The organism is Bacillus sp. TE9106W, assembly GCF_054062215.1.
In genome coordinates this window covers 46747-62257 of record NZ_JBSSFA010000018.1, presented here as the reverse complement: position 1 = coordinate 62257, position 15511 = coordinate 46747, and the positions used below count along the sequence as shown (strand labels likewise).

General features: G+C 38.0%; 18 protein-coding genes. 15 read left to right on the top strand and 3 right to left on the bottom strand.

Features of this window, described 5'->3' with window-relative positions; all coding sequences use genetic code 11:
* Positions 1–150: 150 nt before the first annotated feature.
* From ACVWY7_RS24175 to ACVWY7_RS24165, 3 genes are read right to left on the bottom strand one after another with little or no spacing between them, the layout of a single operon-like run.
* Entirely contained in the window at positions 151–696 is a 546-nt protein-coding gene (locus ACVWY7_RS24175) for a flavodoxin family protein (protein ID WP_000497623.1), read from the bottom strand.
* Between the two features lie 4 nt (positions 697–700).
* Positions 701–1069 (bottom strand): MerR family transcriptional regulator, encoded by a 369-nt coding sequence (locus ACVWY7_RS24170; RefSeq protein WP_001219214.1) that lies wholly within the window; start codon positions 1067–1069, stop codon positions 701–703.
* A gap of 51 nt (positions 1070–1120) precedes the next feature.
* Entirely contained in the window at positions 1121–2014 is an 894-nt protein-coding gene (locus ACVWY7_RS24165; protein WP_456524008.1) for a LysR family transcriptional regulator, read from the bottom strand.
* 151 nt (positions 2015–2165) lie between these two features.
* Here ACVWY7_RS24165 and ACVWY7_RS24160 point away from each other — a divergent pair, with 151 nt between their 5' ends.
* The 15 genes from ACVWY7_RS24160 to ACVWY7_RS24090 all read left to right on the top strand — a co-directional run bounded on the left by ACVWY7_RS24160 (position 2166) and on the right by ACVWY7_RS24090 (position 15381).
* Entirely contained in the window at positions 2166–3188 is a 1023-nt protein-coding gene (locus ACVWY7_RS24160; RefSeq protein WP_139242292.1) for a YeiH family protein, read from the top strand.
* Positions 3189–3522: 334 nt separating this feature from the next.
* A complete protein-coding gene (locus ACVWY7_RS24155) occupies positions 3523–3720 on the top strand; it encodes a helix-turn-helix transcriptional regulator (protein ID WP_000538359.1) in 198 nt (65 codons plus the stop codon).
* 12 nt (positions 3721–3732) lie between these two features.
* The gene (locus tag ACVWY7_RS24150) at positions 3733–3954 is read left to right on the top strand and encodes a hypothetical protein (protein ID WP_001150196.1); all 222 of its coding nucleotides are present in this window, start codon (positions 3733–3735) and stop codon (positions 3952–3954) included.
* A complete protein-coding gene (locus ACVWY7_RS24145; protein WP_000043103.1) occupies positions 3951–4343 on the top strand; it encodes a hypothetical protein in 393 nt (130 codons plus the stop codon). The genes ACVWY7_RS24150 and ACVWY7_RS24145 overlap by 4 nt, the downstream gene beginning before the upstream one ends.
* A gap of 16 nt (positions 4344–4359) precedes the next feature.
* Positions 4360–4587: a hypothetical protein gene (locus tag ACVWY7_RS24140; RefSeq protein ID WP_000524149.1), complete on the top strand. Its 228-nt coding sequence runs from the start codon at positions 4360–4362 to the stop codon at positions 4585–4587.
* Between the two features lie 100 nt (positions 4588–4687).
* Positions 4688–5449, top strand: coding sequence for a MerR family transcriptional regulator (locus ACVWY7_RS24135; RefSeq protein ID WP_000260365.1), 762 nt, complete (start codon positions 4688–4690; stop codon positions 5447–5449).
* Positions 5446–6066 carry a hypothetical protein gene (locus ACVWY7_RS24130; protein WP_073524382.1) on the top strand — a complete coding sequence of 207 codons (621 nt, stop codon included), beginning with the start codon at positions 5446–5448 and terminating at the stop codon, positions 6064–6066. Before ACVWY7_RS24135 ends, ACVWY7_RS24130 begins: the two co-directional genes overlap by 4 nt.
* A gap of 275 nt (positions 6067–6341) precedes the next feature.
* On the top strand, positions 6342–8318 hold the full coding sequence (uvrB, locus tag ACVWY7_RS24125) for an excinuclease ABC subunit B (protein WP_456524007.1): 1977 nt from the start codon (positions 6342–6344) through the stop codon (positions 8316–8318).
* A gap of 5 nt (positions 8319–8323) precedes the next feature.
* Positions 8324–11200 (top strand): excinuclease ABC subunit UvrA, encoded by a 2877-nt coding sequence (uvrA, locus tag ACVWY7_RS24120; protein ID WP_000045565.1) that lies wholly within the window; start codon positions 8324–8326, stop codon positions 11198–11200.
* A 59-nt stretch (positions 11201–11259) separates the two neighbouring features.
* Complete coding sequence (locus ACVWY7_RS24115) at positions 11260–11709, top strand: DUF4275 family protein (RefSeq protein WP_456524006.1); 450 nt, start codon at positions 11260–11262, stop codon at positions 11707–11709.
* A gap of 114 nt (positions 11710–11823) precedes the next feature.
* Positions 11824–12204 carry a phage holin family protein gene (locus tag ACVWY7_RS24110; protein ID WP_001267308.1) on the top strand — a complete coding sequence of 127 codons (381 nt, stop codon included), beginning with the start codon at positions 11824–11826 and terminating at the stop codon, positions 12202–12204.
* A 156-nt stretch (positions 12205–12360) separates the two neighbouring features.
* Positions 12361–13290, top strand: coding sequence for an HPr(Ser) kinase/phosphatase (hprK, locus tag ACVWY7_RS24105; protein WP_001127243.1), 930 nt, complete (start codon positions 12361–12363; stop codon positions 13288–13290).
* A 24-nt stretch (positions 13291–13314) separates the two neighbouring features.
* Positions 13315–14127, top strand: a complete 813-nt coding sequence (gene lgt, locus ACVWY7_RS24100) for a prolipoprotein diacylglyceryl transferase (RefSeq protein WP_000924238.1) — start codon at positions 13315–13317, stop codon at positions 14125–14127.
* A gap of 67 nt (positions 14128–14194) precedes the next feature.
* Positions 14195–14845 (top strand): pyrophosphatase PpaX, encoded by a 651-nt coding sequence (gene ppaX / locus ACVWY7_RS24095; RefSeq protein WP_000700961.1) that lies wholly within the window; start codon positions 14195–14197, stop codon positions 14843–14845.
* 23 nt (positions 14846–14868) lie between these two features.
* On the top strand, positions 14869–15381 hold the full coding sequence (locus ACVWY7_RS24090; RefSeq protein ID WP_001255062.1) for an acyltransferase: 513 nt from the start codon (positions 14869–14871) through the stop codon (positions 15379–15381).
* Positions 15382–15511 lie beyond the last annotated feature (130 nt).

Genomic DNA, 15511 nt, shown 5'->3' with positions numbered 1-15511 from the left:
GACAGACTAATCCCCTGCTAGTTTTCATCATTTTTGTTCACTATTTGTGATGGATGAAATAAATAAGAGAATTAGAACTTCATTGGTCAAAGTACCTTCCTTTCATAATATTACTTTTATTGTATGCGCATACAAACGAATTTGTCAAACTTATTTCTGCTTGTGATTTTTGAATTCTTTATTATAAATTTGTGCCTTCGCTAGCGCCTCAGCCTCATTTTGAATTTCATCCAGTCCATTCGCATCCCCAATAACATACCCTTCAAATGATGAATCAACAAAATCAAAGATGTATTGAAACTGAGTGATAAGCGGTAATGCTTTTAGCTTTGGGTTATCTCCGCCAACGATGACAACATACATTTTTTTACCTTTCATTTTCTCTTTGAAATGAAGTGATGTATCGCGTAAGCTTTGTGACCAGCGATCAACGAAGTTTTTCATATGTCCGCTCATTCCGTACCAGTATAGCGGTGTAGCAAAGATAATTGTGTCGTGCTCTAACATGCGTTTCATTAACTGCTCGTAGTCATCATCTACAGGTTGGAATCCTTCTGCATTATGACGTTGGTCTGTAATAGGATGGATTGTATGGTCTCGCAAGTAAATTTGTTCTGTTTCAATGCCCTCTATCATCATATGTGTTAAAGCTTCTGTATTTCCGTTTTGTCTTGAACTGCCATGTATAACAAACATGTAATCATTCCTTTTCTTTTGCTTGTTTTAGGAGTGAAACGTGTTTTTGCAAATTCGTTTGAATGCTGGAAAGTAATGAGATTTGTTTTGTTACTTCATTAAGTTTATCTTCGTAAAGCGTAAGGATGCTGCTGCACGGATTGTCGTACAAGTGCGGTTCAATTTCAAGGCAGCGCAGCATCCTTGCTGTCTCGTCTAAATTTAGGCCGAGCTGTAAGTATATTTGGATAAGCTCTACTTTTTCGACGGCACTTTTGTCGAAATCACGATAGCCATTTGCGAGGCGCTTCGATGGGAGTAATCCCTTTTCTTCGTAATGTCTTAGTGATCTTTCGCTAACGCCAGTTTCTTTTGATAACTCCCCGATTCGCAATGCGTTTCACTCCTTTTACATGTATTGTAAACCTTCACACTAATGTGAGGGTCAACTCTGTTTTTTCGCAAAAGAATCTACATGATTTAAAAACACTTGAATAGCTTTAGATGGGATGAAATATTTGCCACGCACGATGGAGAATGGACGGATAAGTTGTTCATTAGGAACTTCGACGTGGAATAGCTCTTTTGCCAGTAGCTCTTTCCGTACAGTCCAATCAGAAAGTATAGCAATGCCAAGCCCAGCACTAACCGCTTCCTTCACGCTTTGTATACTGCTGAATGTAAAAAATCGCTTCATTTTTAAATGGTGTTGATGAATAAAGCGGTCACTATAAGCGCGTGTACCAGAACCACTTTCTCTTAATACCCATACTTGATCTTGAAGTGTGCTTTCATTCACTTCATTTGTGCGGAGCAGTGGATGGTTTGGTGGAACGACGAGCTTCATTTCATCTTGCATAAACGTTTCAACGTCAATGTCGGCGTATACGACTTGCCCTTCTACTAAGCCGATATCGATTTGATTAGAGCGAAGGCTTTGCAAAACGTCTTCTGTATTTGAAATGAAGGTGTGAACTTCGACGTGTGGATTTTCATTCGCGTAGTTAGCTAGTATTTTCGGAAGTAAGTATTCGCCAATTGTAAAACTAGCACCGATGCGAAGAGTTCCTGTTACAACGTTATGTAGCTCGTTAATTTCTTGCTTAGCATCTTCGTAAAGAGAGAGCATTTGCTTTGCATGTATATATAAAATGTTTCCGGCCTCGGTCACTTGAACGTGCTTCGGTGAGCGCTGAATAAGTGTAGTTCCAAATTCATTTTCTAAGTTGCGTATATGCATGCTTACGCCAGGCTGTGAAAGGTTTAATAATTCTGCTGCACGGGAGAAATGTTTCTGCTCAACGACAGTAACAAAGATTTTTAAAATGTCTACATTCATATAATCGGCTCCTTTCTTTTTCTATCATCTTATCATAAGTATTTCTGATGATAGAGATTTGGTATTGGTATTAAACTTATTATAGAAACTCTCTTATAATGTAAGTAGAAAGAACATGCATGTTCCAATACGATTATTGGAGTGGTTCAAAGTGGAACAAACACTTGTTATACAAAAGAAGAAGCGTTTTGGATTTTCGCAAGGAATTGGGATTACACTATTAATCGCAATCGTGGCGAAATATTTAGCGGAGCTTCCATTCTTAAATATTATGGGACAATTAGTAATTGCTATTCTAATTGGGATGGTTTGGCGCGCGGCAATTGGAGTCCCTCATGAAGCAATTGCGGGGACGAACTTTGCCAGTAAGAAATTGCTTCGCTTTGGGATTATCTTACTTGGAATGCGGTTAAATCTTGTTGATATTGCAAAGGCAGGACCGAAAGTATTGGTTATCGCTGCGGTTGTTATTACATTTACCATTTTCGTTGTATATGGGCTAACGAAAGTGTTTAAAGTAGAGAAAAAACTTGGGATTTTAACAGCATGTGGAACAGCAATTTGCGGCGCCGCAGCGGTTGTGGCAATTGCACCGCAAGTGAAAGCGAAGGATGATGAAACAGCAGTTGGTGCTGCAATTATTGCGATTTTAGGTACGATATTTACACTTATTTATACGCTATTATATCCAGTGCTTGGCTTTTCTCCGTACGGTTACGGTGTATTCTCGGGTGCGACGCTGCATGAAATCGCTCATGTCATCGCAGCTGCGGCGCCAGGAGGAAGCACGGCTGTAGACATCGCAGTTATCGTGAAATTAACGCGCGTAGCAATGCTTGTACCAGTAGCGATTTTAATTGGAGTATGGTTTGGGAAGAGTGAAGGTAGCAAGGAAAAAAGATCGTGGCGTGACCTTCCAATTCCATGGTTCATCTTCGGATTTTTAGCAATGAGTGCAGTGCATTCGCTCGGGGTTATTCCAGAAGTTGTTGCTGGGTACATCGTTGTTCTTGCTTACATGCTTATCGCAATGGCGATGGCGGGACTTGGTTTAAATGTAGAGTTTAAAACATTCCGTAAGTTAGGAAGCAAAGCATTCGTGGCGGGGCTGATCGGCTCGGTTTGTCTATCGGTTCTTGGATACGTTCTTGTATATGCGTTAGGATTTATGTAGTAGGAAGAAGAAGCTGTTCCAAAAGATATTTTGGGACAGCTTCTTTCTTATGTTTATAGTGCTACGGATGTCGGTATTTGTCGGTAAGTCGATATATTGAAAAAATCGCCGATATAAATGGAGTTGCGCTGATATATTTGGGGAATCGCCGATATAATTTCAGTTGCGCTGATATATTTAGGAAATCGCTGATATAAATTTAATTCCCCCTGTACTTTGTTAGAAAAGATGTTCAGTGAAATATTTTTCTAAAATTTGTAAAGATATCTTTACTTGTAACTGGAAAATATTTATAATTTAAGTAAAGATATCTTTACTTTCGAAGGTGGAGCCTATGGGTGTAAAAAATAAAATTAAAGAATTAAGAAAGCAGCATCATATAACGCAAGTTGAAATGGCAAAAGCGATGCAGGTGACGCGGCAGACAATTGTGGCGATTGAAAACCATCATTACAATCCGAGTCTAGAGTTATCCTTAAAAATCGCCAAATATTTTGGAGTGAAGGTGGAAGAAATATTTACGCTAGAGTAAGGGGAGAGAAAAATGCAGGATGAGTTTGAGAGATTTCAGTCGGATAAAGCGTTTAAATATGTAGGGTTATTTTTCGCGATTAGTTTAGCTGTGTGGAGTTTGTACAATTTAATCATTTACGGAAGTGCTGGTATGCCGTTTGTGTTATTTGTACTAGGGCAGTTTGTTTATTTCTTTGTGAACTATTGGCCGAAATGGAAATATAGAAATCAAAAAGAGGCTGATCATGTATGAGTAAGCAAGATGTTATAAGGTTTATAGGAAGTTTATTTATAGCGGGGCTTATTTTAAATGCGAGTTTAATAATGTTAAGTATTTCGTGGGGAACTATTTTCATATCGAATGTAGCGCTAGTTATTTTATATGGAGTTTCAGAATATAAAGAACAGAAGCGTTTGAAAGAAGAGGGAGTGCCGTCGATTGATGAGCGTGTTGTGAATAAGATGAAGTCATATTTTACGATTTGTATGACAAGCTTCGTTTTTTTGTTCATTATGTATCTTTGCGTAAATAAGTATTTAGATAGGCCAGTAGTACATGTAAATGAGTTATTATATATTGTTATTTTTGGTTTATCAATAAGTATGGCATCAACGAGTATTTTCGCAACAAGGAATAGATAGAAAAAGGGGAACTGGGATGGGATTACCGGTGTTATGTGTCGCTACAGTCATATTTGCGCTTCTTTGGGGAATGCAAAATTTTTCTCGTAATCCAGTGCCAAGCATTTGTATTGTGATTGGTACTGTAGGTTTATCGTATTATTTATTACTATTAGCTCATTATCATAAAACAGCAACGAGCGTTGTTGTTGGAGCACTTATTTTATTTTGTGGGCGTGCTGTACACAAGGGGTTATTTCCATAAAAGCTGTTTATACAAAGAGTATAAACAGCTTTTTGTATTTTTTTACAAAAGGCTTGAAAGTTACGTAACGTCATCTTTTATAATGAAGGGGGAAGAGGTGATGGTAGTGATTTCAATACAACAATTGACGAGAGAAACAGGGGTTACGGTACGTACATTACGTTATTATGATCAAATAGATTTATTGAAGCCGAGTGGTAAAACAGAGGGTGGACATCGATTATATAGTGAAGCTGATGTTATTCGTTTGCAACAAATTTTGTTTTTAAAGGAAATGGGATTTTCATTAAAAGAAACTGCGAATATGTTAGTAAAAGGTGAGCTCGATTTAAAAAATTCGCTTGAAAAACAACTTCGGTTTGTACAGGAAGAACAAAAGAAATTTAATCGAATGGAGAGTGTTTTACAAGCAGTTGTTTATTCGGTAGATGTGGAAGGAGAACTCGATTGGAAAGTTATGTTTGAACTGATTCAGCTTTCGAAGCAGTCTTCTCGTATACGTGAAATATTTCAAAATGAAGTGTTTTCAAAGGAAGAACAAAAATTGCTTCATAATTTACCAAACATGAGTAAGGAAGACCCGAATGTTTTAGAATGGGTAGATTTATTAAAGCAATTTCGTACTTTTATGAAAGACGGTAAAGAAGTAGCTAGTGATGAGGTACAAGGGGCAACGAAGAAATTAATGCAGAAATGTTTAGAAATGGCTAATGGTGATGAAGCGTTTTTAGATAAGTTATGGGAAGTTAGAAAATCGAAGGAAGATTCACAGAAAATGAGCCTGTATCCGATTGAAGAAGAACTTTTACTATATATGGATGAAGCTTTTCGTATTTATGATGAAAAGGAGAGGGATAAATGAGTATGCTCGCAGAATATCGTTGGTATTTTTTAATTGGGGCAGAAATTGTATTTTGGTTATCGGCTATCGGTTTCTTTTTACTCCGTTACGGATTTCGTTTGAAAAAGGCGAGTTTTATTATGGGGATTGTACTACTCGTAAACGAAGTATTCATTTTAACCTTAGGGGTAGTGGACTATTATCAAACAGGAAAGTTCTCTAACTTTCAAATCATTACTGTAATTATTTTATTGTATGCGGTCTTTTACGGAAAAAAGGATTTGAAGAAGCTTGATATATTTGCGCAAAAGCTAGTTGCGAAACGGAGGAATGAACCATTACCAATTATGGAAGAACAGATAGAATTAACAGGTATGGCCTATGCGAAGCAGGAAATAAAAAATTGGGTATTGCACCTTAGTTTGTTTGTTGTTGTGCATATTTTCTTTTTCTTTCTGTACGGTTTTGTACCATTTGAACAATGGGGGAATTGGTTAGAATCAGGAATCGTTTTAAATAAAGCAGCGAGTCGCGTTAGCCAAGTTTGGGCGATTATACTTTTAGTGGATACAGCTATTTCATTTTCATATGTTCTTTTTCCGAAGAAGGAGAAAGGGAAAGAGAAGCTACTTTCGTAGAGGAAAGTAGCTTCTTTAGTATACCAATAGTTTGTATAGGAGAGGATGACAGTAGGAAAAAGAGCTGATTTTAAATGAAGTGGAATCTTAATCAGTGTGGTGCTTACTGTTTGTTCATGCGGAAGAAGATTTGATAAGGAAGGAAGTGTACTCTCCTTCCTTTTTCTATATATATTGTCGAAAACTTTACCGAATATCTGTTCGTTTTTTTAGGTTTTTTATGGGCATTCGTGGTAAAATAATAATACAGATTTTTATGAGGAGGTCGGATTTTTTTGGAACGTCAATTTGAAATTGTCTCAGCGTATTCCCCGCAAGGTGATCAGCCGGTAGCTATAGAGAAGCTTGTAGAGGGAATTAATAGTGGAAAGAAAAAGCAAGTGTTGCTTGGGGCGACAGGAACGGGTAAGACATTTACGATTTCAAATGTCATTAAAGAAGTGCAAAAGCCAACGCTTGTCATGGCTCACAATAAAACGTTAGCAGGACAGTTATATAGTGAGTTGAAAGACTTTTTCCCGAATAATGCAGTTGAATATTTTGTTAGTTATTACGATTATTATCAGCCAGAAGCGTATGTGCCACAAACAGATACATTTATTGAAAAAGACGCACAGATTAATGATGAAATTGATAAATTACGTCACTCAGCAACGTCTGCATTATTTGAACGGGATGATGTAATTATTGTTGCGAGTGTTTCATGTATATATGGTTTAGGTTCTCCAGAAGAATACCGCGAGTTAGTTGTTTCACTTCGAGTTGGTATGGAAAAGGACCGCAATCAATTGCTTCGTGAACTTGTTGATGTGCAGTATGGACGTAATGATATTGATTTCAAGCGTGGTACATTCCGTGTGCGCGGAGATGTAGTTGAAATCTTCCCGGCATCACTTGACGAGCATTGTATTCGAATTGAGTTTTTTGGCGATGAAATTGACCGTATTCGCGAAGTAAATGCTTTAACGGGGGAAATATTAGCAGAACGTGATCATGTAGCAATCTTCCCAGCATCTCACTTCGTTACACGTGAAGAAAAGATGAAGGTCGCTATTGAAAATATCGAAAAAGAATTAGAAGAGCGTTTAAAGGAATTAAATGATAACGGTAAGTTGTTAGAAGCGCAGCGTATAGAACAGCGTACACGCTATGATTTAGAAATGATGCGCGAGATGGGCTTTTGTTCAGGGATTGAAAACTATTCCCGTCATTTAACACTCCGTCCAGCGGGGGCAACGCCGTATACGTTATTAGACTATTTCCCGAAAGATTTCTTAATCGTTATGGATGAGTCGCACGTATCAGTGCCGCAAGTAAGAGCGATGTATAACGGGGACCAAGCGCGTAAGCAAGTGCTTGTGGATCATGGATTCCGTCTGCCATCAGCTTTAGATAATAGACCGCTCACATTTGATGAGTTTGAAGAGAAAACGAATCAAGTTATTTACGTTTCAGCAACACCAGGACCGTACGAATTAGAGCAGTCGCCAGAAGTAATAGAACAAATTATTCGTCCAACAGGGCTTTTAGATCCGCCAATTGATATACGACCAATTGAAGGGCAGATTGACGATTTATTAGGAGAGATTCAAGATCGCATTGCAAAAAATGAACGTGTATTAATTACAACTTTAACGAAGAAGATGTCAGAGGATTTAACAGACTACTTAAAAGATGTAGGAATTAAGGTGAATTATCTGCATTCTGAAGTGAAAACGTTAGAACGTATTGAAATTATTCGGGATCTTCGCCTTGGTAAGTTTGATGTTCTTGTTGGTATTAACTTATTGCGAGAAGGATTAGATATTCCAGAAGTATCTCTTGTAGCGATTTTAGATGCGGATAAGGAAGGGTTCTTACGTTCAGAACGTTCATTAATTCAAACAATTGGCCGTGCAGCACGTAATGAAAACGGCCGCGTTATTATGTACGCAGATCGTATAACGAGATCGATGGGAATTGCGATTGAAGAAACGAAGCGTCGTCGTAGTATACAAGAAGCTTACAATGAAGAGCATGGTATTACGCCGAAAACGATTCAAAAAGGTGTGCGTGATGTAATCCGTGCAACGACAGCTGCTGAAGAGCCGGAAACGTATGAAGCAACGCCAGCTAAGAAGATGACGAAAAAAGAGCGTGAAAAGACAATTGCGAAGGTGGAAGCAGAAATGAAAGAAGCAGCAAAAGCGTTAGACTTCGAGCGTGCAGCTGAATTAAGAGATTTACTATTAGAATTAAAAGCGGAAGGGTGAAAAGAGTGAGTAAGAGCAAGGATTTTATCGTTGTAAAAGGTGCTAGAGCACATAACTTAAAAAATATTGATGTAACCATTCCGAGAAATCAACTTGTCGTTGTAACAGGATTGTCAGGTTCAGGGAAATCCTCATTAGCATTTGATACGATTTATGCAGAAGGGCAGCGCAGATACGTAGAATCGTTATCTGCGTATGCACGCCAGTTTTTAGGGCAAATGGATAAGCCGGATGTAGATACGATTGAAGGCTTATCTCCAGCAATTTCAATCGATCAAAAAACGACGAGTCGTAATCCGCGTTCAACTGTCGGAACGGTAACGGAGATTTATGATTACTTACGTTTATTATTTGCGCGAATTGGTACGCCAATTTGTCCGAATCATGGCATTGAAATTACATCACAAACAGTAGAGCAAATGGTAGACCGTGTACTTGAATATCCTGAACGTACGAAATTACAAGTGTTAGCTCCTATCGTTTCTGGGCGTAAAGGTGCACATGTGAAAGTACTTGAAGATATTAAGAAACAAGGATATGTTCGTGTTCGCGTTGACGGTGAAATGCTCGATGTGTCTGAAGATATTGCGTTAGATAAAAATAAGAAGCATTCTATTGAAGTTGTAATTGACCGTATTGTTGTAAAAGAAGGAATCGCAAGCCGTCTTGCTGATTCACTTGAAAGTGCATTAAAGCTTGGCGGGGGACGAGTGTTAATCGATGTTATGGGAGAAGAGGAGCTTCTATTTAGTGAACATCATGCTTGTCCGCATTGTGGTTTTTCAATTGGAGAATTAGAACCGCGTATGTTTTCATTCAATAGTCCGTTCGGGGCATGTCCTTCTTGTGATGGGCTTGGTTCAAAGTTAGAGGTAGATTTAGAACTTGTTATTCCGAACTGGGATTTATCATTAAATGAGCATGCGATTGCGCCTTGGGAACCGACAAGTTCACAATATTACCCACAGCTTTTACAATCTGTATGTAATCATTATGGCGTGGATATGGATGTGCCTGTAAAAGATATACCGAAAGATTTATTTGATAAAGTGTTGTACGGAAGCGGTGAAGAGAAAGTTTATTTCCGCTATGTAAATGAATTTGGTCAAGTAAAGGAAAATGAGATTTTATTTGAAGGTGTTATTCCAAATATTGAACGTCGTTATCGTGAAACGAGTTCGGATTACATTCGTGAGCAAATGGAAAAGTATATGGCCGAGCAGGCTTGTCCGAAGTGTAAAGGCGGACGCTTAAAGCCTGAAAGTTTAGCTGTTTTCGTTGGCGGAAAAACGATTGCTGATGTAACGAAGTATTCTGTTCAAGAAGTACAGGAATTCTTCTCAAATGTGGAGCTAACAGAGAAACAACAAAAAATCGCTCATTTAATTTTAAGAGAAATTCAAGAGCGCGTTGGGTTCTTAGTAAACGTTGGTTTAGATTATTTAACGTTAAGTCGTGCCGCAGGAACTTTATCTGGTGGTGAGGCGCAACGTATTCGTTTAGCAACGCAAATTGGTTCGCGTCTTACTGGGGTGCTTTACATTCTTGATGAGCCTTCTATCGGTTTGCATCAGCGCGATAACGATCGTCTTATTCGTACATTGCAAGAAATGCGTGATTTAGGTAATACGTTAATTGTTGTTGAGCATGATGAAGATACGATGATGGCAGCTGACTATTTACTTGATATCGGGCCTGGCGCAGGTATTCACGGTGGACAAGTTGTATCAGCAGGTACACCAGCTGAAGTGATGCAAGATGAGAATTCGCTAACAGGGAAGTATTTAAGCGGCAAAGAGTTTATTCCGGTTCCACTTGAAAGACGTAAAGGTGATGGACGTAAAGTGGAGATTGTCGGTGCAAAAGAGAATAACTTAAAGAACGCGAAGATGTCATTCCCGCTTGGTACGTTTGTAGCGGTAACGGGTGTATCTGGATCAGGTAAAAGTACGATGATTAATGAAGTACTATATAAATCGTTAGCGCAAAAGTTATATAAAGCGAAAGCGAAGCCGGGTACTCATAAAGAAATTAAAGGTCTTGAGCATTTAGATAAAGTTATCGATATTGATCAATCGCCAATCGGTCGTACACCACGTTCTAATCCAGCAACGTATACAGGTGTGTTCGATGATATTCGTGATGTGTTTGCGCAAACGAATGAAGCGAAAGTGCGCGGATATCAAAAAGGGCGTTTCAGCTTTAACGTAAAAGGTGGACGTTGTGAAGCGTGCCGTGGTGATGGAATTATTAAAATCGAAATGCACTTCTTACCAGACGTATACGTGCCGTGTGAAGTTTGTCACGGTAAACGTTACAACCGTGAAACGTTAGAAGTGAAATATAAAGATAAGAACATTTCTGAAGTGTTAGGGATGACGATTGAAGACGGAGTAGAGTTCTTCGCTAATATCCCAAAAATTAAGCGTAAACTTCAAACACTTGTAGACGTTGGGCTTGGTTATATGAAATTAGGGCAACCAGCTACGACTTTATCTGGTGGTGAAGCACAGCGTGTGAAATTAGCTTCTGAATTACACCGTCGTTCTACAGGTCGTACACTATACATTTTAGACGAGCCAACGACTGGTTTACATGCGCATGATATCGCCCGTCTTCTAGAAGTGCTGCAACGTCTTGTTGAGAGCGGTGAGACGGTACTTGTCATTGAACATAATTTAGATGTAATTAAAACAGCTGATTATATCGTTGACCTTGGACCAGAAGGCGGAGACAAAGGTGGACAAATCGTTGCTTCCGGAACGCCAGAGCAAGTAGTGAAAGAAGAGCGTTCGTATACGGGTAAGTATTTAAAAGAGATTTTAAATCGTGATAAAGCAAGAATGAAAGAGAAAATAAAAGAAGTAGAGTTATCACAATAAGGGGATTACGAAAAACCGAGTGGAAATAACACTCGGTTTTTCGTTCATAGGGGGAGAAAATGGAATTTGTAGATGTTTTAAGAAAGAAAAATATGAAGGTAAGAGAGTTTCAAAAGTGGGGTGTTTATTTCCGTAAGCGCTGGGAGGACCATTTTGCAAATCATGTAAGTGATGAGGAAAAAGAAGATATTTTCCTTTATGGAGATAAGCATGCATGTGGGTATCTATGGCACATATTTAGTTATGAGAGAAAGAAGTGTTTAGAGGGAGAAGAAGCGGAGAACGCGTTTCATAATGAAGTGAAAAAGGATTGCTACATCTTCTATCAACACTGTGCTGATGTACTACTAATAAAAGATGCGAGTTTATTAAGTATGGATGATATATTGCGTGAAACAGATGATATGTATAAAGGCGATGTTTATATTGTAGATAAAGATTTCACTTGGACTTTTGTAAAAACGCATGAGCATAGATGGTATGGGCCGTATTTCGCTAAGAAGTGTTAGTAGGTATACAAGCATGAAGAGTAGAATAAGTTGATATAAGTGTTTGCATGATACTTGCGTTTATTATCTATTAGCGTATGATGAAATATATATGTTAAAAGGATGTGTAAAGAAATGAGATGGATTGTATCACTTCTTGTAAATAGCGTTGTGTTAATCGCTGTATCGGGACTTTTAAAAGGGATTGCACCTGACGCGTTTTACGTAGCAAATATACAAACTGCAATTATTGCGAGTATTATATTAGCTGTTTTAAATGTGTTCGTAAAACCGTTTTTAATTTTAATTACGCTACCAATTACAGTTGTAACTTTCGGGTTCTTCTTAATTGTTATTAATGCGATTACGTTAAAAATAGCAGATTCATTATTAGGAGATGCATTTAATATATCAGGTTTCGGTGTAGCAATTGTTGCGGCCATTTGTATTTCAATTTTTAATATGATTATTGAAAAGGCAATTGTGGAACCTTTATATGAAAAAAAGAGAAAATGACAAAAAGAAAAACATTTCATGATGTGTATGAAATGTTTTTTTCTATTTATTAGAAACCGTATTTCTTGTTTCCAGAAAAAAATGGTACAATATCCGGTAGAATGGAATTTTACATCAAATGAGACTGAACCCGCAGCGGAGTGGAGGTTTATACATATGCCAAAAGTAAGGACAAAAGATTTGATTGAACAATTTCAATTGGAGTTAATAAGTGGTGAAGAAGGAATTCATCGTCCGATTGATACAAGTGATTTATCACGACCTGGAATTGAAATGGCAGGATTTTTTACATATTATCCAGCTGATCGCGTGCAGCTTCTTGGAAAGACGGAGCTTACATTCTTTGACACGTTAACGTCAGATCAAAAACAAGAGAGAATGAAAGCGCTTTGTACTGAGGAGACGCCATGTATTATTATAACTCGTAATCAAGATGTACCAGATGAGTTACTGCAAGCATCACGTGAATCCGGCATGCCTTTATTACGTTCTTCTCAAACGACAACAAGATTATCAAGTCGTTTAACAAACTATTTAGAAGGTAAGTTAGCGCCAACAACTGCCGTTCATGGTGTGTTAGTAGATATTTACGGCGTTGGTGTTTTAATTACAGGTCAAAGTGGTGTTGGTAAAAGTGAGACAGCTCTTGAACTTGTAAAACGTGGTCATCGCCTTGTTGCGGATGATAGTGTAGAAATTCGCCAAGAAGATGAAGACATGTTGGTCGGAAGCTCTCCAGATTTAATTGAGCATTTATTAGAAATTCGTGGCTTAGGCATTATTAACGTTATGACGTTATTCGGTGCAGGGGCAGTGCGAAATTATAAGCGTATTACACTTGTTATTAATCTTGAAATTTGGGATCAAAAGAAAAATTATGATCGCTTAGGTCTTGATGAAGAGAAGATGAAGATTATTGATACAGAACTTACGAAGATTACACTTCCAGTTCGCCCTGGTCGAAACTTAGCTGTTATTATTGAAGTGGCAGCAATGAACTTCCGTCTAAAACGTATGGGAGTGAATGCAGCACAGCAGTTCTCAGAACGATTAATGAGTGCGATTGAGTTAGGGAATCAGGAGTAAACATTGGAGAGGGAGGTCATACATATGCTGTTAGGTTCTGTACCGCAGCTTGACCGCGTAGCTGTCCAACTTGGACCGTTTCCTGTTTATTGGTACGGGATTATTATCGGTACAGGTGTGCTATTAGGTCTTTGGCTAGCAACTCGTGAGGGAGAAAGGCTAGGTATTCCAAAAGATACATTTGTTGACCTTGTATTAATTGCAGTACCGATCGCTATTCTATTTGCGAGAATGTACTATGTTATTTTTGAATGGGAATATTACGCACAAAACCCGAGTCAAATTATTAATATTCGTCAAGGTGGCTTGGCGATTCATGGTGGTTTAATCGGGGCTGTTATTACAGGAATTCTTTTTGCCAAACGTCGCGGGGTTTCATTCTGGAAGTTGGCGGATATTGCTGCACCAAGTATTTTACTAGGACAAGCAATTGGCCGATGGGGAAACTTTATGAACCAAGAGGCACATGGTGATGAAGTAACGAGACAGTTTTTAGAAGGTCTTCATTTACCGGATTTTATTATTAATCAAATGTATATTGATGGTGTATACTACCATCCGACGTTTTTATATGAATCACTATGGAATTTTGCAGGTGTCATTTTATTACTCGCATTACGAAAAGTGAATTTACGCCGCGGAGAATTATTCTTCACATATTTAATTTGGTATTCAATAGGACGCTTCTTCGTAGAAGGGTTACGTACAGATAGTTTAATGCTAGGACCGCTTCGTATTGCACAAGTAATGTCAATTGGACTTGTTGTTATTTCTATTATTTTCATTATTGTGAGACGAAAAATGGGGCAAGCTGATAAAAGATATTCAGAAAATTAGAGACAAGTAGCATCTTATTATAAGATGCTGCTTCTTTCATATTCAGGAAAGAGAAAGGACTAAGGCAATGAAAATAAATACAGTGTTATTTGATTTAGATGGAACGTTAATTAATACAAACGAACTTATTATTTCTTCTTTTTTACATACTTTACATACATATTATCCAAATCAATATAAGCGTGAAGATGTATTGCCATTTATCGGTCCATCTTTACATGATACTTTCAGTAAGATTGATGAAAGTAGGGTTGAAGAGTTAATTACGAGTTATCGTCAATTTAACCATGATCATCATGATGAATTAGTAGAAGAATATGAAACTGTATATGAAACAGTTCAAGAGTTAAAAAAGCAAGGCTATAAGGTTGGTATTGTTACAACGAAAGCACGACAAACTGTTGAGATGGGATTAAAGTTATCGAAGCTTGATGAGTTCTTTGATGTTGTCGTGACAATTGATGATGTAGAGCATGTGAAACCACATCCAGAGCCGCTTCAAAAAGCGCTCCAGTTATTAGATGCGAAACCGGAAGAAGCATTGATGGTTGGGGATAATCATCATGATATTGTTGGCGGACAAAATGCGGGTACGAAAACAGCGGCGGTTTCATGGACATTGAAAGGTAGAGCGTATTTAGAAGCTTACAAGCCAGACTTTATGCTAGATAAAATGAGTGATTTATTGCCGATTTTGTCCGACATGAATCGTTCGTAAAGATAAGTAGAGGAGCGATTTAAGTGCGACGGACAACGCGCTATCCTGTTTCAGGAGAAAATTCACTATGGAATGTGTATAAAACAGTGTCTTTTTGGAAGGTAATGAAGAATTTTATTATTATCCAAATTGCACGTTATACACCTTTTTTATCCGTAAAAAATTGGTTGTACCGCACATTTTTGCGGATGAAAGTAGGAAAGAAAACATCGTTTGCGCTTATGGTAATGCCGGATATTATGTTCCCGGAAAAGATAACTGTGGGAGACAATTCGATTATTGGTTATAATACAACGCTTTTAGCACACGAATATTTAATTCGCGAATATCGACTTGGAGAGATCGTCATTGGAAACGAAGTGATGATCGGAGCAAATACGACTATATTACCAGGTGTGAAAATTGGGGATGGCGCGATTGTTTCAGCTGGCACACTTGTTCATAAAGATGTGCCGGGCGGTGCTTTCGTGGGTGGGAATCCAATGCGTGTTATTTATACGAAAGAGCAAATGGAGGCTAGAGAAGGTTCATACTAAAAATGTAACATTTCTCTTCTTTTTTAATGAATAAAAAGGAAATAATTGAGTATAATATACTGTTTTGTTTTTTACGGAATCGTTTATACTTATAGATAGAAGAATGTGTGAACGAAGAAAACAAAAAACT

What these genes read in the sequence shown, in the direction of transcription:
- ACVWY7_RS24175 (WP_000497623.1), bottom strand. Translation starts at nt 696, where the DNA reads ATGTTTGTTATACATGGCAGTTCAAGACAAAACGGAAATACAGAAGCT.
- ACVWY7_RS24165 (WP_456524008.1), bottom strand. Translation starts at nt 2,014, where the DNA reads ATGAATGTAGACATTTTAAAAATCTTTGTTACTGTCGTTGAGCAGAAA.
- ACVWY7_RS24155 (WP_000538359.1), top strand. Translation starts at nt 3,523, where the DNA reads ATGGGTGTAAAAAATAAAATTAAAGAATTAAGAAAGCAGCATCATATA.
- ACVWY7_RS24150 (WP_001150196.1), top strand. Translation starts at nt 3,733, where the DNA reads ATGCAGGATGAGTTTGAGAGATTTCAGTCGGATAAAGCGTTTAAATAT.
- ACVWY7_RS24145 (WP_000043103.1), top strand. Translation starts at nt 3,951, where the DNA reads ATGAGTAAGCAAGATGTTATAAGGTTTATAGGAAGTTTATTTATAGCG.
- ACVWY7_RS24140 (WP_000524149.1), top strand. Translation starts at nt 4,360, where the DNA reads ATGGGATTACCGGTGTTATGTGTCGCTACAGTCATATTTGCGCTTCTT.
- ACVWY7_RS24135 (WP_000260365.1), top strand. Translation starts at nt 4,688, where the DNA reads ATGGTAGTGATTTCAATACAACAATTGACGAGAGAAACAGGGGTTACG.
- ACVWY7_RS24130 (WP_073524382.1), top strand. Translation starts at nt 5,446, where the DNA reads ATGAGTATGCTCGCAGAATATCGTTGGTATTTTTTAATTGGGGCAGAA.
- ACVWY7_RS24115 (WP_456524006.1), top strand. Translation starts at nt 11,260, where the DNA reads ATGGAATTTGTAGATGTTTTAAGAAAGAAAAATATGAAGGTAAGAGAG.
- ACVWY7_RS24110 (WP_001267308.1), top strand. Translation starts at nt 11,824, where the DNA reads ATGAGATGGATTGTATCACTTCTTGTAAATAGCGTTGTGTTAATCGCT.
- hprK (WP_001127243.1), top strand. Translation starts at nt 12,361, where the DNA reads ATGCCAAAAGTAAGGACAAAAGATTTGATTGAACAATTTCAATTGGAG.
- lgt (WP_000924238.1), top strand. Translation starts at nt 13,315, where the DNA reads ATGCTGTTAGGTTCTGTACCGCAGCTTGACCGCGTAGCTGTCCAACTT.
- ppaX (WP_000700961.1), top strand. Translation starts at nt 14,195, where the DNA reads ATGAAAATAAATACAGTGTTATTTGATTTAGATGGAACGTTAATTAAT.